This is a genomic window from Klebsiella ornithinolytica (assembly GCF_030505655.1).
In the GTDB taxonomy this organism is placed as follows: Bacteria; Pseudomonadota; Gammaproteobacteria; order Enterobacterales; family Enterobacteriaceae; genus Klebsiella; species Klebsiella ornithinolytica.
Genome location: NZ_CP130153.1, coordinates 2992524 through 3010788, shown reverse-complemented (window position 1 = coordinate 3010788; position 18265 = coordinate 2992524). Strand labels below are relative to the sequence as shown.

General features: G+C 58.1%; 17 protein-coding genes. 11 read left to right on the top strand and 6 right to left on the bottom strand.

From position 1 onward, the window contains the following. Positions 1–49: 49 nt before the first annotated feature. Positions 50–193, bottom strand: a complete 144-nt coding sequence (locus Q1L34_RS14445; protein WP_230132545.1) for a YnfU family zinc-binding protein — start codon at positions 191–193, stop codon at positions 50–52. Between the two features lie 578 nt (positions 194–771). On the opposite strand from Q1L34_RS14445, the gene cybB reads away from it, so the two are divergent. From cybB to Q1L34_RS14425, 4 genes are all read left to right on the top strand, one after another. After that, complete coding sequence (gene cybB / locus Q1L34_RS14440; RefSeq protein WP_004861420.1) at positions 772–1299, top strand: cytochrome b561; 528 nt, start codon at positions 772–774, stop codon at positions 1297–1299. Between the two features lie 101 nt (positions 1300–1400). After that, complete coding sequence (locus tag Q1L34_RS14435; protein WP_180862241.1) at positions 1401–1874, top strand: GNAT family N-acetyltransferase; 474 nt, start codon at positions 1401–1403, stop codon at positions 1872–1874. Positions 1875–1979: 105 nt separating this feature from the next. After that, a complete protein-coding gene (locus tag Q1L34_RS14430; RefSeq protein ID WP_004861424.1) occupies positions 1980–2255 on the top strand; it encodes a metal/formaldehyde-sensitive transcriptional repressor in 276 nt (91 codons plus the stop codon). Between the two features lie 24 nt (positions 2256–2279). Further along, positions 2280–3398 (top strand): S-(hydroxymethyl)glutathione dehydrogenase/class III alcohol dehydrogenase, encoded by a 1119-nt coding sequence (locus Q1L34_RS14425; RefSeq protein ID WP_015584439.1) that lies wholly within the window; start codon positions 2280–2282, stop codon positions 3396–3398. Positions 3399–3724: 326 nt separating this feature from the next. Here Q1L34_RS14425 and Q1L34_RS14420 read toward each other — a convergent pair whose 3' ends face one another. From Q1L34_RS14420 to pcaH, 4 genes are all read right to left on the bottom strand, one after another. Continuing rightward, positions 3725–6097: a membrane-bound PQQ-dependent dehydrogenase, glucose/quinate/shikimate family gene (locus Q1L34_RS14420; RefSeq protein ID WP_032717379.1), complete on the bottom strand. Its 2373-nt coding sequence runs from the start codon at positions 6095–6097 to the stop codon at positions 3725–3727. A 321-nt stretch (positions 6098–6418) separates the two neighbouring features. After that, positions 6419–7342 carry a LysR substrate-binding domain-containing protein gene (locus Q1L34_RS14415; protein ID WP_004861430.1) on the bottom strand — a complete coding sequence of 308 codons (924 nt, stop codon included), beginning with the start codon at positions 7340–7342 and terminating at the stop codon, positions 6419–6421. A 170-nt stretch (positions 7343–7512) separates the two neighbouring features. Then, complete coding sequence (gene pcaG, locus Q1L34_RS14410) at positions 7513–8133, bottom strand: protocatechuate 3,4-dioxygenase subunit alpha (RefSeq protein WP_015584437.1); 621 nt, start codon at positions 8131–8133, stop codon at positions 7513–7515. Next, positions 8130–8870 carry a protocatechuate 3,4-dioxygenase subunit beta gene (pcaH, locus tag Q1L34_RS14405; RefSeq protein ID WP_004861436.1) on the bottom strand — a complete coding sequence of 247 codons (741 nt, stop codon included), beginning with the start codon at positions 8868–8870 and terminating at the stop codon, positions 8130–8132. Before pcaH ends, pcaG begins: the two co-directional genes overlap by 4 nt. A gap of 242 nt (positions 8871–9112) precedes the next feature. On the opposite strand from pcaH, the gene hglS reads away from it, so the two are divergent. Both hglS and Q1L34_RS14395 read left to right on the top strand, forming a co-directional pair. Beyond that, complete coding sequence (gene hglS / locus Q1L34_RS14400) at positions 9113–10456, top strand: 2-oxoadipate dioxygenase/decarboxylase HglS (protein WP_004861438.1); 1344 nt, start codon at positions 9113–9115, stop codon at positions 10454–10456. Positions 10457–10512: 56 nt separating this feature from the next. Beyond that, on the top strand, positions 10513–12021 hold the full coding sequence (locus Q1L34_RS14395; protein WP_064357105.1) for a carboxylesterase/lipase family protein: 1509 nt from the start codon (positions 10513–10515) through the stop codon (positions 12019–12021). Here the strand turns inward: Q1L34_RS14395 and Q1L34_RS14390 are convergent. Further along, positions 12008–12856, bottom strand: a complete 849-nt coding sequence (locus tag Q1L34_RS14390; protein ID WP_004861445.1) for a LysR family transcriptional regulator — start codon at positions 12854–12856, stop codon at positions 12008–12010. The two genes, Q1L34_RS14395 and Q1L34_RS14390, sit on opposite strands and share 14 nt — an antisense overlap. 188 nt (positions 12857–13044) lie before the next feature. On the opposite strand from Q1L34_RS14390, the gene ycaC reads away from it, so the two are divergent. The 5 genes from ycaC to rimL all read left to right on the top strand — a co-directional run bounded on the left by ycaC (position 13045) and on the right by rimL (position 18244). Continuing rightward, positions 13045–13668 carry an isochorismate family cysteine hydrolase YcaC gene (gene ycaC, locus Q1L34_RS14385; protein WP_004861448.1) on the top strand — a complete coding sequence of 208 codons (624 nt, stop codon included), beginning with the start codon at positions 13045–13047 and terminating at the stop codon, positions 13666–13668. 144 nt (positions 13669–13812) lie between these two features. Beyond that, positions 13813–14982: a pyridoxal phosphate-dependent aminotransferase gene (locus Q1L34_RS14380; protein ID WP_004861451.1), complete on the top strand. Its 1170-nt coding sequence runs from the start codon at positions 13813–13815 to the stop codon at positions 14980–14982. 17 nt (positions 14983–14999) lie between these two features. Next, positions 15000–15773, top strand: coding sequence for a transporter substrate-binding domain-containing protein (locus Q1L34_RS14375; RefSeq protein ID WP_015584434.1), 774 nt, complete (start codon positions 15000–15002; stop codon positions 15771–15773). 190 nt (positions 15774–15963) lie between these two features. Further along, on the top strand, positions 15964–17619 hold the full coding sequence (locus Q1L34_RS14370) for a glucan biosynthesis protein D (protein ID WP_004861457.1): 1656 nt from the start codon (positions 15964–15966) through the stop codon (positions 17617–17619). Positions 17620–17677: 58 nt separating this feature from the next. Next, entirely contained in the window at positions 17678–18244 is a 567-nt protein-coding gene (gene rimL, locus Q1L34_RS14365) for a 50S ribosomal protein L7/L12-serine acetyltransferase (protein WP_004861460.1), read from the top strand. Positions 18245–18265: the final 21 nt, after the last annotated feature.

Here is an 18265-nt window from a genome sequence, read left to right as displayed (position 1 = left end):
TTATTCAGTATAGAACACGGGGTTTAAGTGGGTCGGTGTATGAAGCTGGCTAGCGTGTCGGGACAAAAATAGCCTTGCATCCAGGGCACAGCATGGCCTGTTTTAAGCGAATCTTAGAGGTGGACTGGGTTGATGATAAGCCACAGACGGGGCAGGTGATTGTGGAGGTCGAGGCACCCCCGATGAACTTCATTGCGTAATCGAGAAAAGACATGATGATTAACCTTTCAATGAATGTGTTTCAGTGTACCACGTATGGCTAAAATTTAATCTGTTTAATGTGCGGCCCTGCCCGGTATGGATGATTTCTGAAGCCGGCCTGGCTACCGCATTGTTTTTAATCTCCTGATTGCCGCCGGGCCGACAGCTCTCTCATCTCCCGTCATCACAAGCAAAAACCATGACATCAGCCGCCGGACGCTGGCGCGGTGTGTGACGTTGTCACGCAAGGCGAGACGGGCCTGGCTGCAATATCAAGACCTGAAACGGCTAAATCTGGCGACACATCAATACGTTGCGGAATCAATTAAAAAGAGATCGCGCTATTTATGGGTGAGATTAGGTGATAAAAGCGGGAGTGGGAGCAGGTTTTGGCGCGCTTAAATGGCGGCAAAGAGCCTGCAACAGGTCATGGGAAACAGGAGTAACCCATTGCTTTTACTGAGAATAGAGGCTTAACGGCAATTGTTTTTTATAAGTACGTAAAAGTTAATGAATTTTTCAGGAAAGGTCGTTATGTTGTCGGCATCACAGTTTTGTTAAGGGTTTAACATGCGCGATAAATACACTGGCCTGCAAATAGGTATCCACTGGCTGGTCTTTTTATTGGTGGTTGGCGCCTATGCCACCATGGAGCTTCGCGGTTTTTTCCCCCGCAGCGACCGTCCGCTCATTAATATGATTCACGTTTCCTGCGGGGTGGCCATTCTCGTGTTGATGGTTGCGCGCCTGCTGGTCCGACTGAAGTCCCCGGCGCCGCCGATTGTACCGAAACCGTCACCGATGATGACCGGTTTTGCCCATCTGGGGCATCTGATTATCTATCTGCTGTTTATCGCTCAGCCGATCGTTGGACTGGTGATGATGTATTACCGTGGCAATCCGTGGTTTGCCTTCGGCCTGACCATGCCGTTTGCGGCGCAAAGTCAGTTTGAGCTGGTGGATACGCTGAAGGGCGTACATAGCCTGCTGGCGAATACCGGTTACTTTATCATCGGCGCGCACGCGCTGGCCGCGCTGCTGCACCACTATCTGTGGAAAGATAATACGCTGCTGCGGATGATGCCACGTAAGCGCTAATCACTCCCGATCTCCTGACCCCGCCGCCGAGCGGGGTTTTTTTATTCCTTCCGCTGCCGGTTGTGGTAGATCTGATACGGACTGAGGAAAAGGAGTCCAACATGAAAGTCAGACTTGCCGTGCCGGATGAGGCACCTGCGCTATGGAACATCCGCAATCAGGCCATTCGCAACGGCTGTCGTGAGAGCTACGCAGCCGCGGTCCTCGAGGCCTGGACGCCGGATACGATGCCGGAAGGGTATCGCCATGCGGTGCGCGACAATCCCTTTTTTGTCGTTGAGGAATTGAGCGGGCGCCCGGTGGCGACCGGCTTTCTTGATCTCCGCGCGGCCAGCGTGGAAGCCATCTTTACGTTGCCCGAATGGGGCGGAAAAGGTTGCGCCGGAATGATTTTGACGACCATTATCGCCGAAGCGCGGCGGCGGAATCTCCCGCGCCTGACGCTGGAAGCGACGCCGAATGCGACCGGGTTTTATCTGCGCCATGGTTTTGTCGCCGTGCGCGAAAAGCTGCTGCCGTCAAAGCTGGCGAAGGCGGATTTACGCTGCGTGGAAATGGCGCTCCGGCTCAGCTAACCGCCACGGCTCGCCGCCGTGCTACGGTATAAAGCGGCGTTTCAGTTTGCTACTTTGCTTAATAAAATATAGTATACCCCCCTATATAATATTGAGGGCGTCATCGTGCCACATTCACCTGAAGACAAAAAACGCGCGCTCAGCCGCGTACGTCGCATTCGCGGGCAGGTTGAAGCCCTGGAAAGGGCGCTGGAGTCCGGCGAGTCCTGCATGTCGATTTTGCAGCAGATTGCCTCCATCCGCGGGGCGACCAACGGCCTGATGGGCGAAATGGTAGAAATCCACCTTCAGGACGAGCTGGTCAGCGGCGAAACAACCCCGGATCAGCGAGCGGCCAGAATGGCGGAAGTCGGTCATCTGCTACGATCTTATTTAAAATAAATCATCACGAAGGAAGAGACGGTTATGAAATCACGTGCAGCTGTCGCGTTTGGCCCCGGCCAGCCGCTGAAGATTGTTGAAATTGATGTTGCTCCGCCGAAAAAAGGCGAGGTGCTGGTCAAAATTACCCACACCGGCGTCTGCCATACCGATGCGTTTACGCTCTCCGGTGACGATCCGGAAGGGGTGTTCCCGGCCGTGCTGGGTCATGAAGGCGGCGGTATCGTGGTCGAAGTTGGCGAAGGCGTCACCAGCCTGCAGCCTGGCGATCACGTTATCCCGCTGTATACCGCAGAGTGCCGCGAGTGCAAATTCTGTAAATCCGGTAAAACTAACCTCTGCCAGGCAGTACGTGCCACCCAGGGGAAAGGTCTGATGCCGGATGGCACCACCCGTTTCTCCTATAACGGCGAGCCGGTTTACCACTATATGGGCACCAGCACCTTCAGCGAATACACCGTGGTAGCCGAAATTTCACTGGCGAAGGTGAACCCGCAGGCGCCGCTGGATAAAGTCTGTCTGCTGGGCTGCGGCGTGACCACCGGTATCGGTGCCGTTCACAATACCGCGAAGGTCAAAGAGGGCGATACCGTGGCGGTCTTCGGCCTCGGCGGGATTGGTCTGGCGGTTATCCAGGGGGCGGTGCAGGCGAAAGCCGGGCGCATTCTGGCGGTTGATACCAACCCGGAAAAATTCACCCTCGCCAAAGAGATGGGGGCGACCGATTTTATCAACCCGAATGATTATGATAAGCCGGTTCAGGATGTGATCGTTGAGCTCACCGATGGCGGCGTGGACTTCAGCTTCGAATGTATTGGCAACGTCAACGTGATGCGTGCGGCGCTCGAGTGCTGCCATAAAGGCTGGGGCGAAAGCGTGATTATCGGCGTGGCCGGTGCGGGCCAGGAGATCAAAACCCGTCCGTTCCAGCTGGTGACCGGGCGCGTATGGCGCGGTTCGGCATTCGGTGGAGTGAAAGGGCGTACCCAGCTGCCGGGTATGGTTGAAGACGCGATGGCCGGTAAAATCGACCTCGATCCGTTTATCACCCACCGCCTGCCGCTGGAGCAGATTAACGAAGCTTTTGATTTGATGCATGAGGGGAAATCGATTCGGACCGTCATTCATTTCGGCGAGAATTGATTTTCAGACCAAAAATAACCCGGGCTTGCCCGGGTTATTGCTAAAGAGTGGTGACTCTCACCGCAGATTTTCCTACCCGTGTCGCCACCGCTGCCGTTCGCGATGCCTCCATCCAGGGCCCTGAGGGGTGGTGATAAAATGGTTTAGCGAATGCGCGGGTTTCGTCGGGTGGCAGTTGGCGCCTGGCCCGACCGACAAAGGCGCTGTTTCCGGCAGGCCTGTGCAGGCGTCGTTCCTGGTAGGCCCGTGCAAGCGTAGCGCCGCCGGGCAAATTGCCCAGGCTCGCACATTGCCAGTAATCAGGGCCCCGTTTGGGGCCCTGACGCTTACTTCTGTTCCGGTAACGCGTAGGCGATGATGTAATCGCCGCGATCCGGAGACTGACGAGCGCCGCCGGCGTTGATGATAATGTACTGTTTGCCGGTTTTCGGCGAAACGTAGGTCATCGGGCCGGACTGACTGCCCACCGGCAGACGAGATTTCCAGATCTCCTTACCGTTGGCGGTATCAAACGCGCGCAGGTAGAAGTCCTGAGTCCCGGCGAAGAACAGCAGACCGGACTGGGTCGACAGCGATGCGCCCAGCGTCGGCATCCCGATGGGGATAGGCATATGCATGCGAATACCCAGCGGGCCAGTATCTTCAACGGTCCCTACCGGCACCTGCCACACCAGTTTACCGCTCTTCAGATCCACCGCGGACATGGTACCGAACGGCGGTTTCTGGCACGGAATACCCAGCGGCGACAGGAAGCGTTCACGCATTGCGCCGAACGGCGTCCCTTCCATCGGCACAATCCCCATCTCGATGCCGCTGGCATCTTTGGCGACTTTTTCACGCGGAACCATATAGTTTGCCAGGCCAAGGCGCATATCGTTGACGAACATCAGGCTGTTGTTCGGATCCACCGAGACGCTGCCCCAGTTCATGCCGCCCAGCGAGCCCGGATACTGCAGCGAGCGGTCTTCGCCCGGCGGGGTGAAGATACCCTGATGGCGCATGGCTTTGAAGGCGATTCGGCACATCAGCAGGTCCACCGGCGTCGCCCCCCACATATCCGACTCTTTCAGCGTGTCATTGCCAATCATTGGCATACCCACGGAGTAGGGCTGCGTCGGAGAGTAACGTTCGCCTTTAATCGTCCCGGCCGGAACCGGACGCTCTTCCACTTTCGCTACCGGTTCCCCGGTCGCGCGGTTGAGCATAAAGATCATCCCCTGCTTGCTGGTCTGCACCAGCACCGGCGTGGTGCCGCCTTTCCCGTCGGGAAGGTCGTACAGCAGCGGTTGTGACGGCAGGTCGAAGTCCCACAGATCGTGGTGGGTGGTCTGGTAGTGCCAGCGTACCTGGCCGGTCGTGGCATCAACGGCGACGATCGAGGAGCTGTATTTGTCATCCAGCGCGGTTCGTTCACCGCCGAAGAAGTCCGGGGTGGCGTTGCCGGTTGGCAGATAGATCAGGTTCAGCTTCGCGTCATAGGACATCGCCGACCAGACGTTTGGCGTGCCGCGGGTGTAGGTCTGGCCTTCCGGCGGCAGGCCGGTCAGGCCCGGATTACCCGGATCCCACGCCCAGGCCAGTTTACCGGTGTGAACATCGTAGGCGCGGACCACGCCGGGAGGCTCGCCGGTGGAGAAGTTATCCGCCACGCGGCCGCCGACAACGACGACGTTACCGGCAACCAGCGGGGTGGAGGTTTGCTGATAGTAGCCCGGTTTGATTTCACCCATTCCGACGCTCAGATCGACGATACCGCGATCGCCGAAAGTCTCACAGGTTTTGCCGGTATCGGCGTCAATCGCGATCAGACGGGCATCGGTGGTCGGCAGGAACAGACGGCGGGCACAGGCGGCAGGCTGAACGTCACCTGCAGCGGCGGCCTGGGCCTGGCTGTCTTCGTAATAGCCGAGGCCGCGGCAGCGCTGCCAGTTTGGCGCGGTGGCTTTTGAATCATAGCGCCACTTTTCCTTTCCGCTATCGACATCCAGCGCCAGCACTTTGCTGTACGGCGTACAGACATACAGCGTATCGCCGATTTGCAGCGGGGTGTTCTGGTCTTCCGCGCCGGAACCGTTGCTTTGCGGGATATCGCCGGTATGGGCGACCCAGGCAACCTGCAGCTGGTTGACGTTCTGTTTGTTAATCTGGTCGAGGGCGGCGAAGCGGTCGCCGTGGGTGGTGTTACCCCAGTGCTCCCAGTTCTTCTGCTGTTCACCCGGGGCAACCGGTTTTACCGGTACGGCTTCCGTAGCGCTGACCAGCGGCTGTGATTTGAACATCCAGCCAAAGCTGGCGGCCAGCACCACGGCCAGCACCGCGGCCAGGCCAAACGCCGGGCCTTTCTTCGCCGGCGGGGCCGAAAGATAGGGCCAGACCAGCGCCGAGAGCAGCGCCAGCGCGCCGAACGCGAACAGGCGCGAGAACAGCGGCCAGTAGGTCCAGCCGGCATCGCCGATCGCCCAGACCACAGAGGCGATGAACGCGATGGCATACAGCACAATACCGGCGCGACGATTGCGGAAGATAAGCACGGCGGCGATAACCATCACCAGACCCATGATTGCGAAATAGAGGGTACCGCCCAGCGTGGCGAGCTTGACCCCAAGAATACCGATAGCCAGGCCGATGATGAGCATCAGCCCGGCGAGAAGCCACTGCAGGATCCGGGGGAATCCTCGCGGCACGTTGCCAGTTGCCATTTTGTCTCCTTAAACCATCCGTTCTCAGATGCGAACCAAATGAATCAAAAAATACAGGGGTGCTTTTGAGTGAAGTGGAATACGCCTTCATGTTGGCGGTATTCACAAGTTACGTTGATTTCGAATGAACCATTTGGTGAAATCGTGACAATGATAAATCTGTTAATGAAGTTTGCGCAATTGTTAATAAACAATTTCGCATTAATTGATTAGCACGCTGATTTTTCCGCCGGGCTACGGCGGCCAAAAGCCTGGCGGCGGGCGGGTGAGAAGGGGCTGGGAAGGGCCGGACAGGGCGTCAGATGCCGTATCCGGCGTTCATTACGCCGGCATGGATTTGCGAATGGCGCTGAGTAAAGTTTGTGCGCCGGAGGAGAATGTGGCATCGACGCGCGTCAAAATGCCGATCGGTTCGCCCGCACCCTGGGTGGGTACCGGCAGAGCGGTCAGCAGCCCGCGGCGCAGGTCGTCTTTGACCGCGCCGGAAGGGACGAACCAGATGTAGTCATAATCCACGGTCAGCTGACGCGAGAGCGACGCGGAGAGGGTTTCGATACAGCCGGCGGGAATTTTACACCCCTGGCTTTGCAGCAGCGTTTCCGCATTCTGCCGCGGAATGGTGCCTTTAGGGGAGACGACGACCGGCCACTCCATCACCCGACTGAGGGTCACGGTTTCCTGCAATAGCGGATGACCGGGACGTACCACCAGCTTCAGAGATTCGAGGAACAGCAGCTCGTAGTTGAGGCCACTCATCAGCTCCGGGTCAGACATGCGGCCGATCCCAATATCGATTTCTCCCGATTTTAAGCCCGCCAGCAGCATGGTGTTGTTCATGGTCGCGACCTGCAGGGTGATATCTTTCTGCTGCTTGTGAAACTGGCCGATGACGGTGGGTAAAATGCCTAAGGCGGCGGTCGGGAGTGCGCCGATGCGCACCACATCGTTATTCAGCCCCTCTTTACGGTTAAGCGCCTGGCCTGCCGTATTCAGCGCGTCGAGGACCTTAACCGCATGGGTGAGAAACTGTTCGCCGACCAGCGTCAGCTGAGCGCCCAGCCGCCCGCGTTCAAACAGTCGCGTACCAGTCAACTGCTCCAGCTCATTGAGCGTTTTTGATAAGGCAGGTTGGCTTAGATTAAGTGTTTCAGCCGCACGCCCCAGCGTTCCCTGTTGAGCGACGGCCACGAAAGTGTGTAGATGGCGCAAACGAATGCGCTGACTAAAAAGACCATTTTTTTCCATAGTTGATGTTAAAAACAGAGCGCAGTGGGTGACAAGCGAAGTTATTGAAATTTGATAACCTGATAGCAAAATATTATTAACATTTCACTCTCTTGTATTACAAATTTTTTATTTTGATGAAAAAACAGACGCCCCGAACCCGGTCGGGGCAAAATCAGACGGAAAGTTACTCAGATATCAAAGAAGACGGTTTCGTTCTCACCCTGCAGGTGAATATCAAAACGGTAGACAATTTCACTGCCGCGCACTTCGCGTTGGGCAATCAACGTCTGGCGACGCACCTCCCACTCAATCAGATTCAGCACCGGATCGGCCTGGTTCGCCTCCTGCTCGTCGGAAAAGTACATCCGCGTGTTGAGACCAATATTGATGCCTCGCGCCACCACCCATAAATTGACGTGCGGCGCCATCATCCGGCCATCGCGACCGACGACGGCTCCCGGCTTGATGGTCTCAAAGCGCCAGATGCCGGAGGTAAAGTCCGAACAGCTGCGACCCCAGCCGCGAAAGCCCGGATCGAGCTTTTTATGTAGCTGACGATCGTCGGGGTGGTGATAGCGCCCGGCGGCATTGGCCTGCCAGAGTTCCAGCAGCACGTCACGCACCGGCGTTCCGGAACCATCGATCACCCGACCTTCGATCGTAATGCGTTCACCTTCGGTGTCCGGCGTAGTGAGCTGCGGGCCGAAGTTCTTTTCAAAGATATGAAAGCCGGCGGCGTCGGGTGCGAGGCCGATATGCACATAGGGGCCGGCGGTCTGCGAGGCGGTTTCGGCTAAATAGTCTTTCATCGGGCGGCCCCCTGGGTGCGATTTTCAAACAGCGTGGCGCGATGGCCGCGCAGCACAAGATCAAAGCGATAGGCGAGGCAATCCAGCGGTACGGCGGCATGGGTGTCGAGTTCGGCAATCAGCGTGCGAACCGCCTCGTCGTTATTAATGGTTTTGACGATCGGACACTGTTTAATTAGCGGGTCGCCCTCGAAATACATTTGCGTAATCAGGCGCTGCGCCCACGCATCCCCGGAGAGGGAAAAGTGAATATGCGCCGGGCGCCAGTCGCTGACCTGATTACGCCACGGATAGGGGCCTGGCTTAATGGTGCGGAAGCAGTAATAGCCGTTTTCATCCGTCAGTATCCGGCCGCAGCCGCCGAAATTGGGGTCGATGGGCGCCAGATACTGATCCTTTTTATGTCGATAGCGGCCGCCGGCGTTGGCCTGCCACACCTCGACCAGCGTGTTTTTCATCGGGCGGCCGAAGCCGTCGCGCACGTAGCCGTGGACAATAATACGCTCGCCAATAGGCAGACCTTCTTTGGCGTAATTAAGGATCAGGTCATTATCCAGCGGGCCGAGATCGTCGTGGCCGAATACCGGGCCGGTAATTTCGGACAGGGAATTCTGTAATGAGATCAGCGCATTGCGCGGTGAGCGCAGGACGCTGGTTTTGTAGCCCGGGGCATAGGCGGGCGGGTGACTGCTGTAGTCGCGATGCACAACCTCGCGCGGTGACCATTTATCATTCATAGGGTAGTGGCTCCGTTTTTATCGGTAGAGGGCTTTTTATTGTCATATCGCCAGAAACAGTGTGTGTAAACGCTTTGTTAATTTAAAGTGAAATTAACGGTCGTTTTGCATAACCCACGGTTATGCTCAGAATGGCATGGAGGACAGAGGCAGGTTATCCGCATCACAATTTGTAAATTCTTCCCGCCGTTGCCACGGGCCTTTTCTACACTCCAGGAAGTATTCACTGGAGGTAAGGCATCATGGCGAACACCATCACGGCTGATGAGATTCGGGAAAACTTTTCGCAGGCAATGTCGGCGATGTACCAGCAGGAAGTTCCACAGTACGGGACGTTACTGGAGCTGGTGGCTGACGTTAATCTGGCGGTGCTGGAGCATCATCCTAAACTGCATGAGCAACTGGCGAATGCCGATGAGCTGTCGCGACTTAATGTCGAGCGCCACGGCGCGATCCGCGTTGGCACGGCGGAAGAACTGGCGACGCTGCGGCGTATGTTTGCCATTATGGGGATGTTCCCCGTCAGCTATTACGACCTGTCGCAGGCCGGCGTGCCGGTGCACTCCACCGCGTTTCGTCCGATTGATGACGCGGCGCTGGCGCGCAATCCGTTTCGTATTTTTACCTCGCTGCTGCGTCTGGAACTGATTGCCAACGTTGAGCTGCGCCAGCGTGCGGCGGCGATCCTCGCCCGGCGCGATATTTTTACTCCCCGCTGTCGCGAGCTCATCGCTGTGCACGAAGAACAGGGGCATTTTTCATCGACGCAGGCCCGGGAATTTGTTCGCGAAGCGCTGGAGACGTTTCGTTGGCACAGTCACGCAACGGTGGACGCCGACACCTATCATGCGCTGCATAATGAGCACCGGCTGATTGCCGATGTGGTCTGTTTCCCCGGCTGCCATATCAACCACCTGACGCCGCGCACGCTGGATATCGACCGGGTTCAGGCGCTGATGCCGGAGTGCGGGATTGTGCCGAAGGCTTTGATTGAAGGGCCGCCGCGCCGCGAGGTGCCGATTCTGCTGCGCCAGACCAGTTTTAAGGCCCTCGAAGAACCGGTGGTCTTTGCCGGGGAGCACCAGGGGACCCACAGCGCGCGTTTTGGCGAGATAGAGCAGCGCGGGATTGCGCTGACGCCGAAAGGCCGGGCGCTGTACGATCGCTTGTTGAACGAAGCGGGCGTGGGTAAAGACAACCTCAACCATCAGCGTCATCTCCAGGAGGTGTTCAGCCAGTTCCCGGACAGCGAATTCCTGCTGCGCCAGCAGGGGCTGGCATGGTTCCGCTATCGTCTGACCCCCGCCGGGGAAGCCCATCGTCATGCCTTTGGCCCCGGCGACGATCCGCAGCCGTTGATCGAACGCGGCTGGGTGGTGGCGCAACCGATTATTTATGAAGATTTTTTACCGGTGAGCGCGGCAGGGATTTTCCAGTCAAATCTCGGCAATGAAATTCAGGCCCGCAGCCATGGCAATGCCAGCCGTGACGCCTTTGAAACGGCGCTGGGTTGCCCGGTGCTGGACGAGTTTACTCTCTATCAACAGGCGGAGGAGCGCAGTAAACGTCGTTGCGGTCTGCTCTGAAACCGGTACTCTGCTGACATGAATCATTGAGGACAGTCAGTAAAAGGAAGCAGGTCATGCAGAACCCGTCTACCCCACTGGTCAAAACCCGGCAGGGGACGTTATCCGGCATCACTGAACAGGGTATTCATCTCTGGCGCGGCATTCCCTTTGCCGCGCCGCCGGTCGGCGAGCTCCGCTGGCGCGCGCCGCAACCGCCCGCGCGCTGGCAGGGCGTCCGCCAGGCCGACACCTTCTCCGCCGCCAGCTGGCAAGATATTGAGTACTGCCGCGAACTGGGCGGCGGCGATCCCGGGCGCTTCTCAGAAGATTGTCTCTACCTTAACGTCTGGGCACCCGCCGGACGTACTCAGCCGCTGCCGGTTATGGTCTGGCTGCACGGCGGCGGGTTTACCATTGGCGCCGGCAGCCTGCCGCCTTACGATGGCAAAGCGCTGGCGGCCCGCGACGTGGTGGTGGTGACCGTCAACTATCGGCTGGGGCATCTGGGGTTCTTCGCCCATCCGGCGCTGGAAGGGGAAGACGGCGAACGGGTCTATAATTTCGCCCTCCTTGACCAAATCGCCGCGCTGCAATGGGTGCAGGATAATATTCACGCCTTTGGCGGCGACGCCACCAACGTCACCCTGTTTGGCGAATCGGCCGGGGCGCGCAGCGTGCTCTCGCTGATGGTATCGCCAAAATCCCGCGGACTGTTCCATAAGGCCATCATCCAGAGCGGCTATACGCTGCCGGATCTGCCGCGAGAAAAAGCGCTGGAGAAAGGGCGTTTGCTGGCGGAACACTTCTCGCTGCCGGAGGCCAGCGCCGCACAGCTGCGGGCGATTCCGGCGGAGGCGTTCTGGTCGCTGACCGCACCGCTGAATACCGGACCGGCGCCGATCGTCGGCGATGCGGTGTTACCGCAGCCGATGCTGGAGGCTTTTTTCGCCGGCCGTCAGCACCCGATGCCGGTCATGGTTGGCTCTAACAGCGACGAGGCCAGCGTGATGGCGGTCTTCGGCGTCGATATCGCCGGGCAGATCCAAAAACTGCGCCGCGAGCGGCGGTTTGGCCTCGGACTGATCAAACTGCTCTATCCTGGCGTGAAAGGGGATGAGAATCTGGGACGCGAAGTGTGCCGCGATATGGCCTTCACCACGCTGGGCTATGTGGTGATGCAGGCCCAGCAGCGGGTAGGACAGCCGTGCTGGCGCTACTGGTTTGACTACGTTCCCCGGGCCGCCGATGAAACCTGCCCGCACGGGGCGTGGCACGGCGATGAAGTGCCTTATGTGTTTGACACGCTCACCCTGGCCGAGCCGGTGCGTACCTACGCCGGCGAGGAGGACCGTGCGTTTGCCGCCCAGGTCGCCGATTACTGGGTGAACTTCGCCCGCCTTGCCGGGCATCGCTGTAGCGAACTGCCGGGAGCAGTACGCTGGCCCGCCAGCCTGCGCGGGCGCGATCGCCTGCTGCGCATCGGGCTCCATAAACGGGTCGGGTTTAAGCTGGAAAACCGCTTTATGCGCGCCCGGCTGGCGCTGTTTCGCCGGGTCATGCGCCACCACGTTACGCTGGATTAACCAGCTCCTCCCGAAACCGCGCCAGACCGTCGGCTTTACTCTGCGAACTGCGGACCACCAGCCGATAGCTGGCGCCGGTTTTCACGCTGAGGGTGAAAGGGCGCACCAGGCGGCCGGCGCGGACATCTTCAGCCACCAGGGTGGCGTCAGCCATGGCGACGCCCAGCCCCTGCATGGCGGCGGTGATCGCCAGATCCATGGTGTCGAAGTGCTGATTTTTGCGCATCAGTAGCGGGGCATCGGGTGAGAATGCCGCCAGCCATAGCGACCAGTCGGTCTTATCCCGGGTCGGGTGCAAAAACGTGACGTCATTGAGCATGTTGTCCCGCGCAAGGGCACCGTTACAGACCGGCGTCAGCGCCTCTTCAAACAGCAGATCGCCGACGCTGTGGTGAGTTCCGAAGACGATGGCGGCGTCATAGGGTTCGGTCCTGAAATTGACGCCATGTTCCGTGGTGGTGGTCAGGGCGATTTGCAGTTCCGGGTGACGTTGCTCAATAGCCACCAGCCGGGGAACCAGCCAGCGAATGGCGCAGGTCGGCGCCTTCAGACGCACCACGGTCTGCTGCTGACGAGCCTGCTCGGCCACCGCGATCAGACGGCCAAATGCCGACTGGAGCTCCGGGTAGAGGGCGCTGCCCTGCGGTGAAAGATGCAGTCCGCGCGCGTGGCGGGCAAAAAGCGGGAAACCAAACCACGCCTCCAGCGCCGCAATCTGGCGGCTGACGGCGCCCTGAGTCAGGCAGAGTTCGCGCGCGGCATGGGTTAAGTTAAGGTGTCTGGCGGTGACCAGAAAGGTTTCCACGGCATGAAAAGGCAGGGCGCTTCGCGACATCTCATCTCCAGCTATGCATTTTGATCATGGACAGTATGCCCACTTTGTTCAGCGAATGGGACACTGCGTTCCACTTTTGCCGGCTAATCCTCAGGCCACGAGTAAACTATGATCTGCCTGTAGAGTAAACATCTGCCGGTGCGGGAAGGCTGGCGGGGATAACCTGATGTTTAAATGAGGAGTCAAGCATGGCAAAACCCTACGTACGTCTGGATAAGAGCGAGGCGGCGGTGCTGCTGGTGGATCATCAGGCAGGACTGTTATCTCTGGTTCGCGACATCGACCCGGATAAATTCAAGAACAACGTGCTGGCGCTGGGGGATATGGCGAAATATTTCGGCCTGCCGACCATCCTGACCACCAGCTTTGAGAACGGCCCCAACGGCCCGCTGGTGCCGGAACTAAAAGCGCAGTTCCCGGACGCGCCCTATATTGCGCGTCCGGGAAATATCAATGCCTGGGATAACGAAGATTTCGTCAATGCGGTGAAGGCCACGGGGAAAAAGCAGCTGATTATCGCCGGGGTGGTGACCGAGGTCTGCGTGGCGTTTCCGGCGCTGTCGGCGATTGAAGAGGGATATGAGGTCTTCGTGATCACCGATGCATCCGGCACCTTTAACCCGATTACCCGCGATGCTGCCTGGGATCGCATGTCACAGGCTGGCGTGCAGCTGATGTCGTGGTTTGGCGCCGCGTGTGAGCTACATCGCGACTGGCGCAATGATGTTGAGGGACTGGCAACGCTGTTTTCCAACCATATTCCCGATTACCGCAATCTGATGACCAGCTTTAACACCTTAACCCGCAAGTAGTTTTCCGCTCCGGCCAGCCTGGGCTGGCCGTCTCTTTTCTCAAGGCATGATCAGAATGCATGGCTACTATGATAACAATTCGGTTGTCGCCGGGTAGCGCATTGGATTGAATGGTTATGCAAATAAAATGAGAAAGGATTAACTATGAGTCTCAGTTCCCCGGTGACGACGCGCTCCAAACTGCCGGATGTCGGCACGACAATTTTTACCGTGATCGGTCAACTTTCCGCTCAGCATAATGCCATCAACCTTTCTCAGGGCGCGCCGAATTTTGCCTGCGATGCCCGGCTGGTTGCCGGGGTCACGCGGGCGATGGCGGAGGGGCATAACCAGTATGCGCCGATGACCGGCCTGCCCGCGCTGAAGGAGCGAATTGCCGGGAAAGTTGCGGCCCTGTACGGTACGCGTTATGACGTAGACCACGAAGTCCTGATTACCGCCAGCGCCAGCCAGGGGATCTACTCGGCTATCGGTGGGCTGGTGCATCCGGGCGATGAGGTTATCTACTTCGAACCCTCTTTTGACAGCTATGCGCCGATTGTCCGCTTGCAGGGGGCGACGCCGGTAGCCATTAAGCTGACGGTGCCTGATTTTAACGTTAACTGGGATGAAGTTCGCGCCGCCATCACCCCGCGGACGCGGATGATTATTGTCAATACGCCGCATAACCCCAGCGGCCAGGTATTTTCCCGTGCAGATTTAGACCAGCTGGCGGCGTTGACGCGCCATACCGATATCGTGATTTTGTCGGACGAGGTGTATGAGCACGTGGTTTTTGACGGTGAACACCACCATGGGATGGCGACCCATCCCCAGCTGGCTGAGCGCAGCGTCATCATCTCATCGTTCGGCAAGACCTACCACGTGACCGGCTGGCGCGTGGGCTACTGCGTTGCGCCGGCGGCGCTGATGGACGAGATCTGCAAGGTTCACCAGTTCCTGATGTTCTCTGCCGACACGCCGATGCAATATGCCTTTGCTGAGCATATGACCGATCCCCAGTCCTGGCTTTCGCTGGCACCATTCTACCAGCAGAAGCGGGATTTACTCCGCCAGCTGCTGGCTGACTCACCGTTCCGCCTGTTGCCGAGCGCCGGCTCTTTCTTCATGCTGGCGGACTACAGCCATTTCAGCGACGAAAGCGACAGCGAAATGGTGAAGCGGCTGATAACCGACTACGGCGTAGCGACGATCCCGCTGTCGGCGTTTTATACGGATGGTACTGATAACAAACTGATTCGCCTCTCTTTTGCTAAAGATGAAGCCACATTGCGGGCCGGTGCGCAGGCACTGTGTCACGTTAAGCCGCGTTAAGGAGCCCCACGATGAAGATGAAAATAACAGCCCTTACCCTTGCTTTAGGGATGATGTGCACCTTCTCTGCGTTTGCCGCCGGCGAACTGCGCTACGGCGTAGAAGCGGAATACCCGCCGTTTGAAAGTCGCAATACGGCAGGGGAGCTGGAGGGTTTTGATATCGACCTCGGCAACGCCATCTGCAAGGCGGCCCAGCTGAAATGCAGCTGGGTGGAAACCTCGTTTGATGCGCTGATCCCGGGGCTGGTGGCGAAGAAGTTCGACGCCATTAACTCGGCGATGAATATCACCGAACAGCGGCGCAAAAGCATTGATTTCACCCAGCCGATTTATCGCATTCCCTCGCAGCTGGTCGGTAAAGCCGATAGCGGCATGGAGACCACCCCGGAAGGCCTGAAAGGCAAAACCATCGGCGTGCTGCAAGGTTCGATTCAGGAAACCTTTGCCAAAGAGCACTGGGAGAAGCATGGCGTGACGGTGGTCTCCTATAAAGATCAAAATATGGCGTGGGCAGATCTGCTGAATGGCCGTATCGATGCTTCGCTGGTGATGTCTGCCGCCGGGCAGGCCGGTTTCCTCAGCAAGCCGCAGGGCAAAGGCTTTGGCTTTATCGGCAAACCGGTGGCTGACGATACTATTCTCGGCAGCGGGATCGGCTACGGCCTGCGCAAAGGCGACGAGGCGAGCAAAAAACAGCTCGATGCGGCAATCGACAAGGTTCGCGCTGACGGCACCATCACCCGTCTGGCGGCCAAATACTTCCCGGGTATCGACGTCAGCGTCAAATAACCCGTCTGCCTCCGCAGGGCAAACCTGCGGAGGGATTCAGTCTGCTCCGATGGCGAGAATTTTTTCACGCTTTTTCTGTCGCCAACAATTGGATTATCAATCGTTTTTGTCTAGAGTGGGCGAAATTCACGACGCATCTGTTTGTCGCGTTGTCGACCAATTGGCATAACAGAAGGACGCTTTCTCAGGCATGAATCGCAGACGTTTTCTCAAATCTTCCATGGCTGTTGCCGCCGTATGCGGAACATCAGGAGTCGCTTCACTTTTTTCTAACGCCGCGCTTGCCGAGGAATCGGGCATTGCTGATGGGATGACGCGCCGTTTTGACTTTACCGTTTTGCAATCGATGGCCCACGATCTGTCGCGTCAGCCGTGGGGCGGCGCCCCGCGCGACCTGCCGCCCACGCTGGCCAATCTGACTCCGCAGGCCTACAACAGCATTCAGTACGATGCGGGACATTCGCTGTGGAATAACATCGACGACCGCAAGCTGGACATCCAGTTTTTCCACGTCGGCATGGGTTTTCGCCGCCGCGTGCGCATGTTCTCGCTGGATTCGCAAACTCAGCAGGCGCGGGAGATTCACTTCCGTCCGGAACTGTTTAACTACAATAACGCCGGCGTAGACACCAAACAGCTGGTAGGGCAAACCGACCTCGGTTTTGCCGGTTTCCGCGCGTTTAAAGCGCCGGAGCTGGCGCGTCGCGATATCGTGGCGTTCCTCGGCGCGAGCTACTTCCGCGCGGTGGACAGCACCTACCAGTACGGGCTCTCCGCCCGCGGTCTGGCGGTGGATACCTTTACCGACACCCCGGAAGAGTTCCCGGACTTTACCTCGTTCTGGTTTGAAACCGTCAAGCCGGGCGCCACCGTCTTTACCGTTTACGCGCTGCTCGACAGCCCGAGCGTCACCGGCGCCTATAAATTTGTGATCAACTGCCAGGAGACGCAGGTGATTATGGATGTGGAAAACCACATCTACGCCCGCAAAGATATCAAACAGCTGGGTATCGCGCCGATGACCAGTATGTTCAGCTGCGGCAACAACGAGCGCCGGATGTGCGACACCATCCACCCGCAAATTCACGACTCCGACCGCCTCGCCATGTGGCTCGGTAACGGCGAGTGGGTCTGTCGCCCGCTGAACAACCCGCAAAAACTGCAGTTCAACGCCTTCCAGGACAAGAACCCGCGCGGCTTTGGTCTGCTGCAGCTTGACCGCGATTTCAGCCATTACCAGGACATCATGGGCTGGTACAACAAGCGTCCGAGTCTGTGGGTCGAGCCGCGTAACCAGTGGGGCAAAGGGGCCGTCAGCCTGATGGAGATCCCCACCACCGGTGAGACGCTGGATAACATCGTCTGCTTCTGGCAGCCGGAAAAAGCGATCAAGGCCGGTGATGAGCTGGACTTTAGCTATCGCCTGTACTGGAGCGCACAGCCGCCGGTGCGTTCTCCGCTGGCTCGCGTGATGGCCACCCGCACCGGAATGGGCGGTTTCCCGGAAGGCTGGGCGCCGGGCGAACACTATCCGGACAAATGGGCGCGCCGCTTTGCCATTGATTTCGTCGGTGGCGACCTGAAGGCCGCTGCGCCAAAAGGCATCGAACCGGTGATTACCCTGTCTAACGGTGAAGCGAAGCAGATCGAGATTCTGTACGTTGAGCCGTTCGATGGCTATCGCATCCAGTTTGACTGGTACCCGACCAACGATTCCACCGACCCGGTGGAAATGCGCATGTTCCTGCGCTGCCAGGGCGAGGCCATCAGTGAGACCTGGCTGTATCAGTATTTCCCGCCGGCTCCGGATAAACGCAACTACGTTGATGACCGGGTCATGAAGTAACCGTCGCGGTTGCCCGTCTGCGTGCCGTGGACGGGTTTTCCTGCAGTGAGAGATAGTCATGTCCGCAGAAAAGATCCCCGTTCCTGAAATAATCCCGGTGTCCGGGCAACTGACGCTGCGCGCGGTGGATGAGCGCTACGTTACCGACTTACACCAGCTGGTGGAGAAGAATAAACACTGGCTACAGCATTCGCTCAGCTGGCCCGCCGCGGTTGACAGTGAAGATGAAACCCGTCGCCACGTACAGGGGAACGTCATGCTGCACCAGCGCGGTTACGCTAAAATGTTTTTACTGTTTTTGCGCGATGAGATGGTGGGTGTGCTGTCGTTCAACCAGATTGAACCGCTGAATAAAACGGGTTATATCGGCTACTGGATTGATGAACATCACCAGGGACAAGGGCTGCTTTCCCAGGCGCTGCAGGCGTTTATGCACTACTACGCTCGCCGCGGCGAAGTCCGGCGCTTCGTGATTAAATGTCGGGTGGCTAACCACAAGAGTAACCAGGTGGCGCTGCGCAATGGCTTTACCCTCGAAGGCTGTCTGAAACAGGCCGAGTACCTGAACGGCGCTTATGACGATCAGAATATCTACGGGCGGATTATCGATAGCCCCGCGTCCTGATAATAAGGTATCCCGGCGTGC

Bases quoted from the DNA above. Each gene is read 5' to 3' on its own strand.
- Q1L34_RS14420 (WP_032717379.1), bottom strand. From the start codon at position 6,097: ATGGCAACTGGCAACGTGCCGCGAGGATTCCCCCGGATCCTGCAGTGG.
- Q1L34_RS14395 (WP_064357105.1), top strand. From the start codon at position 10,513: ATGCAGAACCCGTCTACCCCACTGGTCAAAACCCGGCAGGGGACGTTA.
- Q1L34_RS14375 (WP_015584434.1), top strand. From the start codon at position 15,000: ATGAAAATAACAGCCCTTACCCTTGCTTTAGGGATGATGTGCACCTTC.
- cybB (WP_004861420.1), top strand. From the start codon at position 772: ATGCGCGATAAATACACTGGCCTGCAAATAGGTATCCACTGGCTGGTC.
- rimL (WP_004861460.1), top strand. From the start codon at position 17,678: ATGTCCGCAGAAAAGATCCCCGTTCCTGAAATAATCCCGGTGTCCGGG.
- Q1L34_RS14415 (WP_004861430.1), bottom strand. From the start codon at position 7,342: ATGGAAAAAAATGGTCTTTTTAGTCAGCGCATTCGTTTGCGCCATCTA.
- ycaC (WP_004861448.1), top strand. From the start codon at position 13,045: ATGGCAAAACCCTACGTACGTCTGGATAAGAGCGAGGCGGCGGTGCTG.
- Q1L34_RS14370 (WP_004861457.1), top strand. From the start codon at position 15,964: ATGAATCGCAGACGTTTTCTCAAATCTTCCATGGCTGTTGCCGCCGTA.
- pcaG (WP_015584437.1), bottom strand. From the start codon at position 8,133: ATGAAAGACTATTTAGCCGAAACCGCCTCGCAGACCGCCGGCCCCTAT.
- Q1L34_RS14445 (WP_230132545.1), bottom strand. From the start codon at position 193: ATGAAGTTCATCGGGGGTGCCTCGACCTCCACAATCACCTGCCCCGTC.
- hglS (WP_004861438.1), top strand. From the start codon at position 9,113: ATGGCGAACACCATCACGGCTGATGAGATTCGGGAAAACTTTTCGCAG.
- Q1L34_RS14425 (WP_015584439.1), top strand. From the start codon at position 2,280: ATGAAATCACGTGCAGCTGTCGCGTTTGGCCCCGGCCAGCCGCTGAAG.
- pcaH (WP_004861436.1), bottom strand. From the start codon at position 8,870: ATGAATGATAAATGGTCACCGCGCGAGGTTGTGCATCGCGACTACAGC.
- Q1L34_RS14380 (WP_004861451.1), top strand. From the start codon at position 13,813: ATGAGTCTCAGTTCCCCGGTGACGACGCGCTCCAAACTGCCGGATGTC.
- Q1L34_RS14435 (WP_180862241.1), top strand. From the start codon at position 1,401: ATGAAAGTCAGACTTGCCGTGCCGGATGAGGCACCTGCGCTATGGAAC.
- Q1L34_RS14390 (WP_004861445.1), bottom strand. From the start codon at position 12,856: ATGTCGCGAAGCGCCCTGCCTTTTCATGCCGTGGAAACCTTTCTGGTC.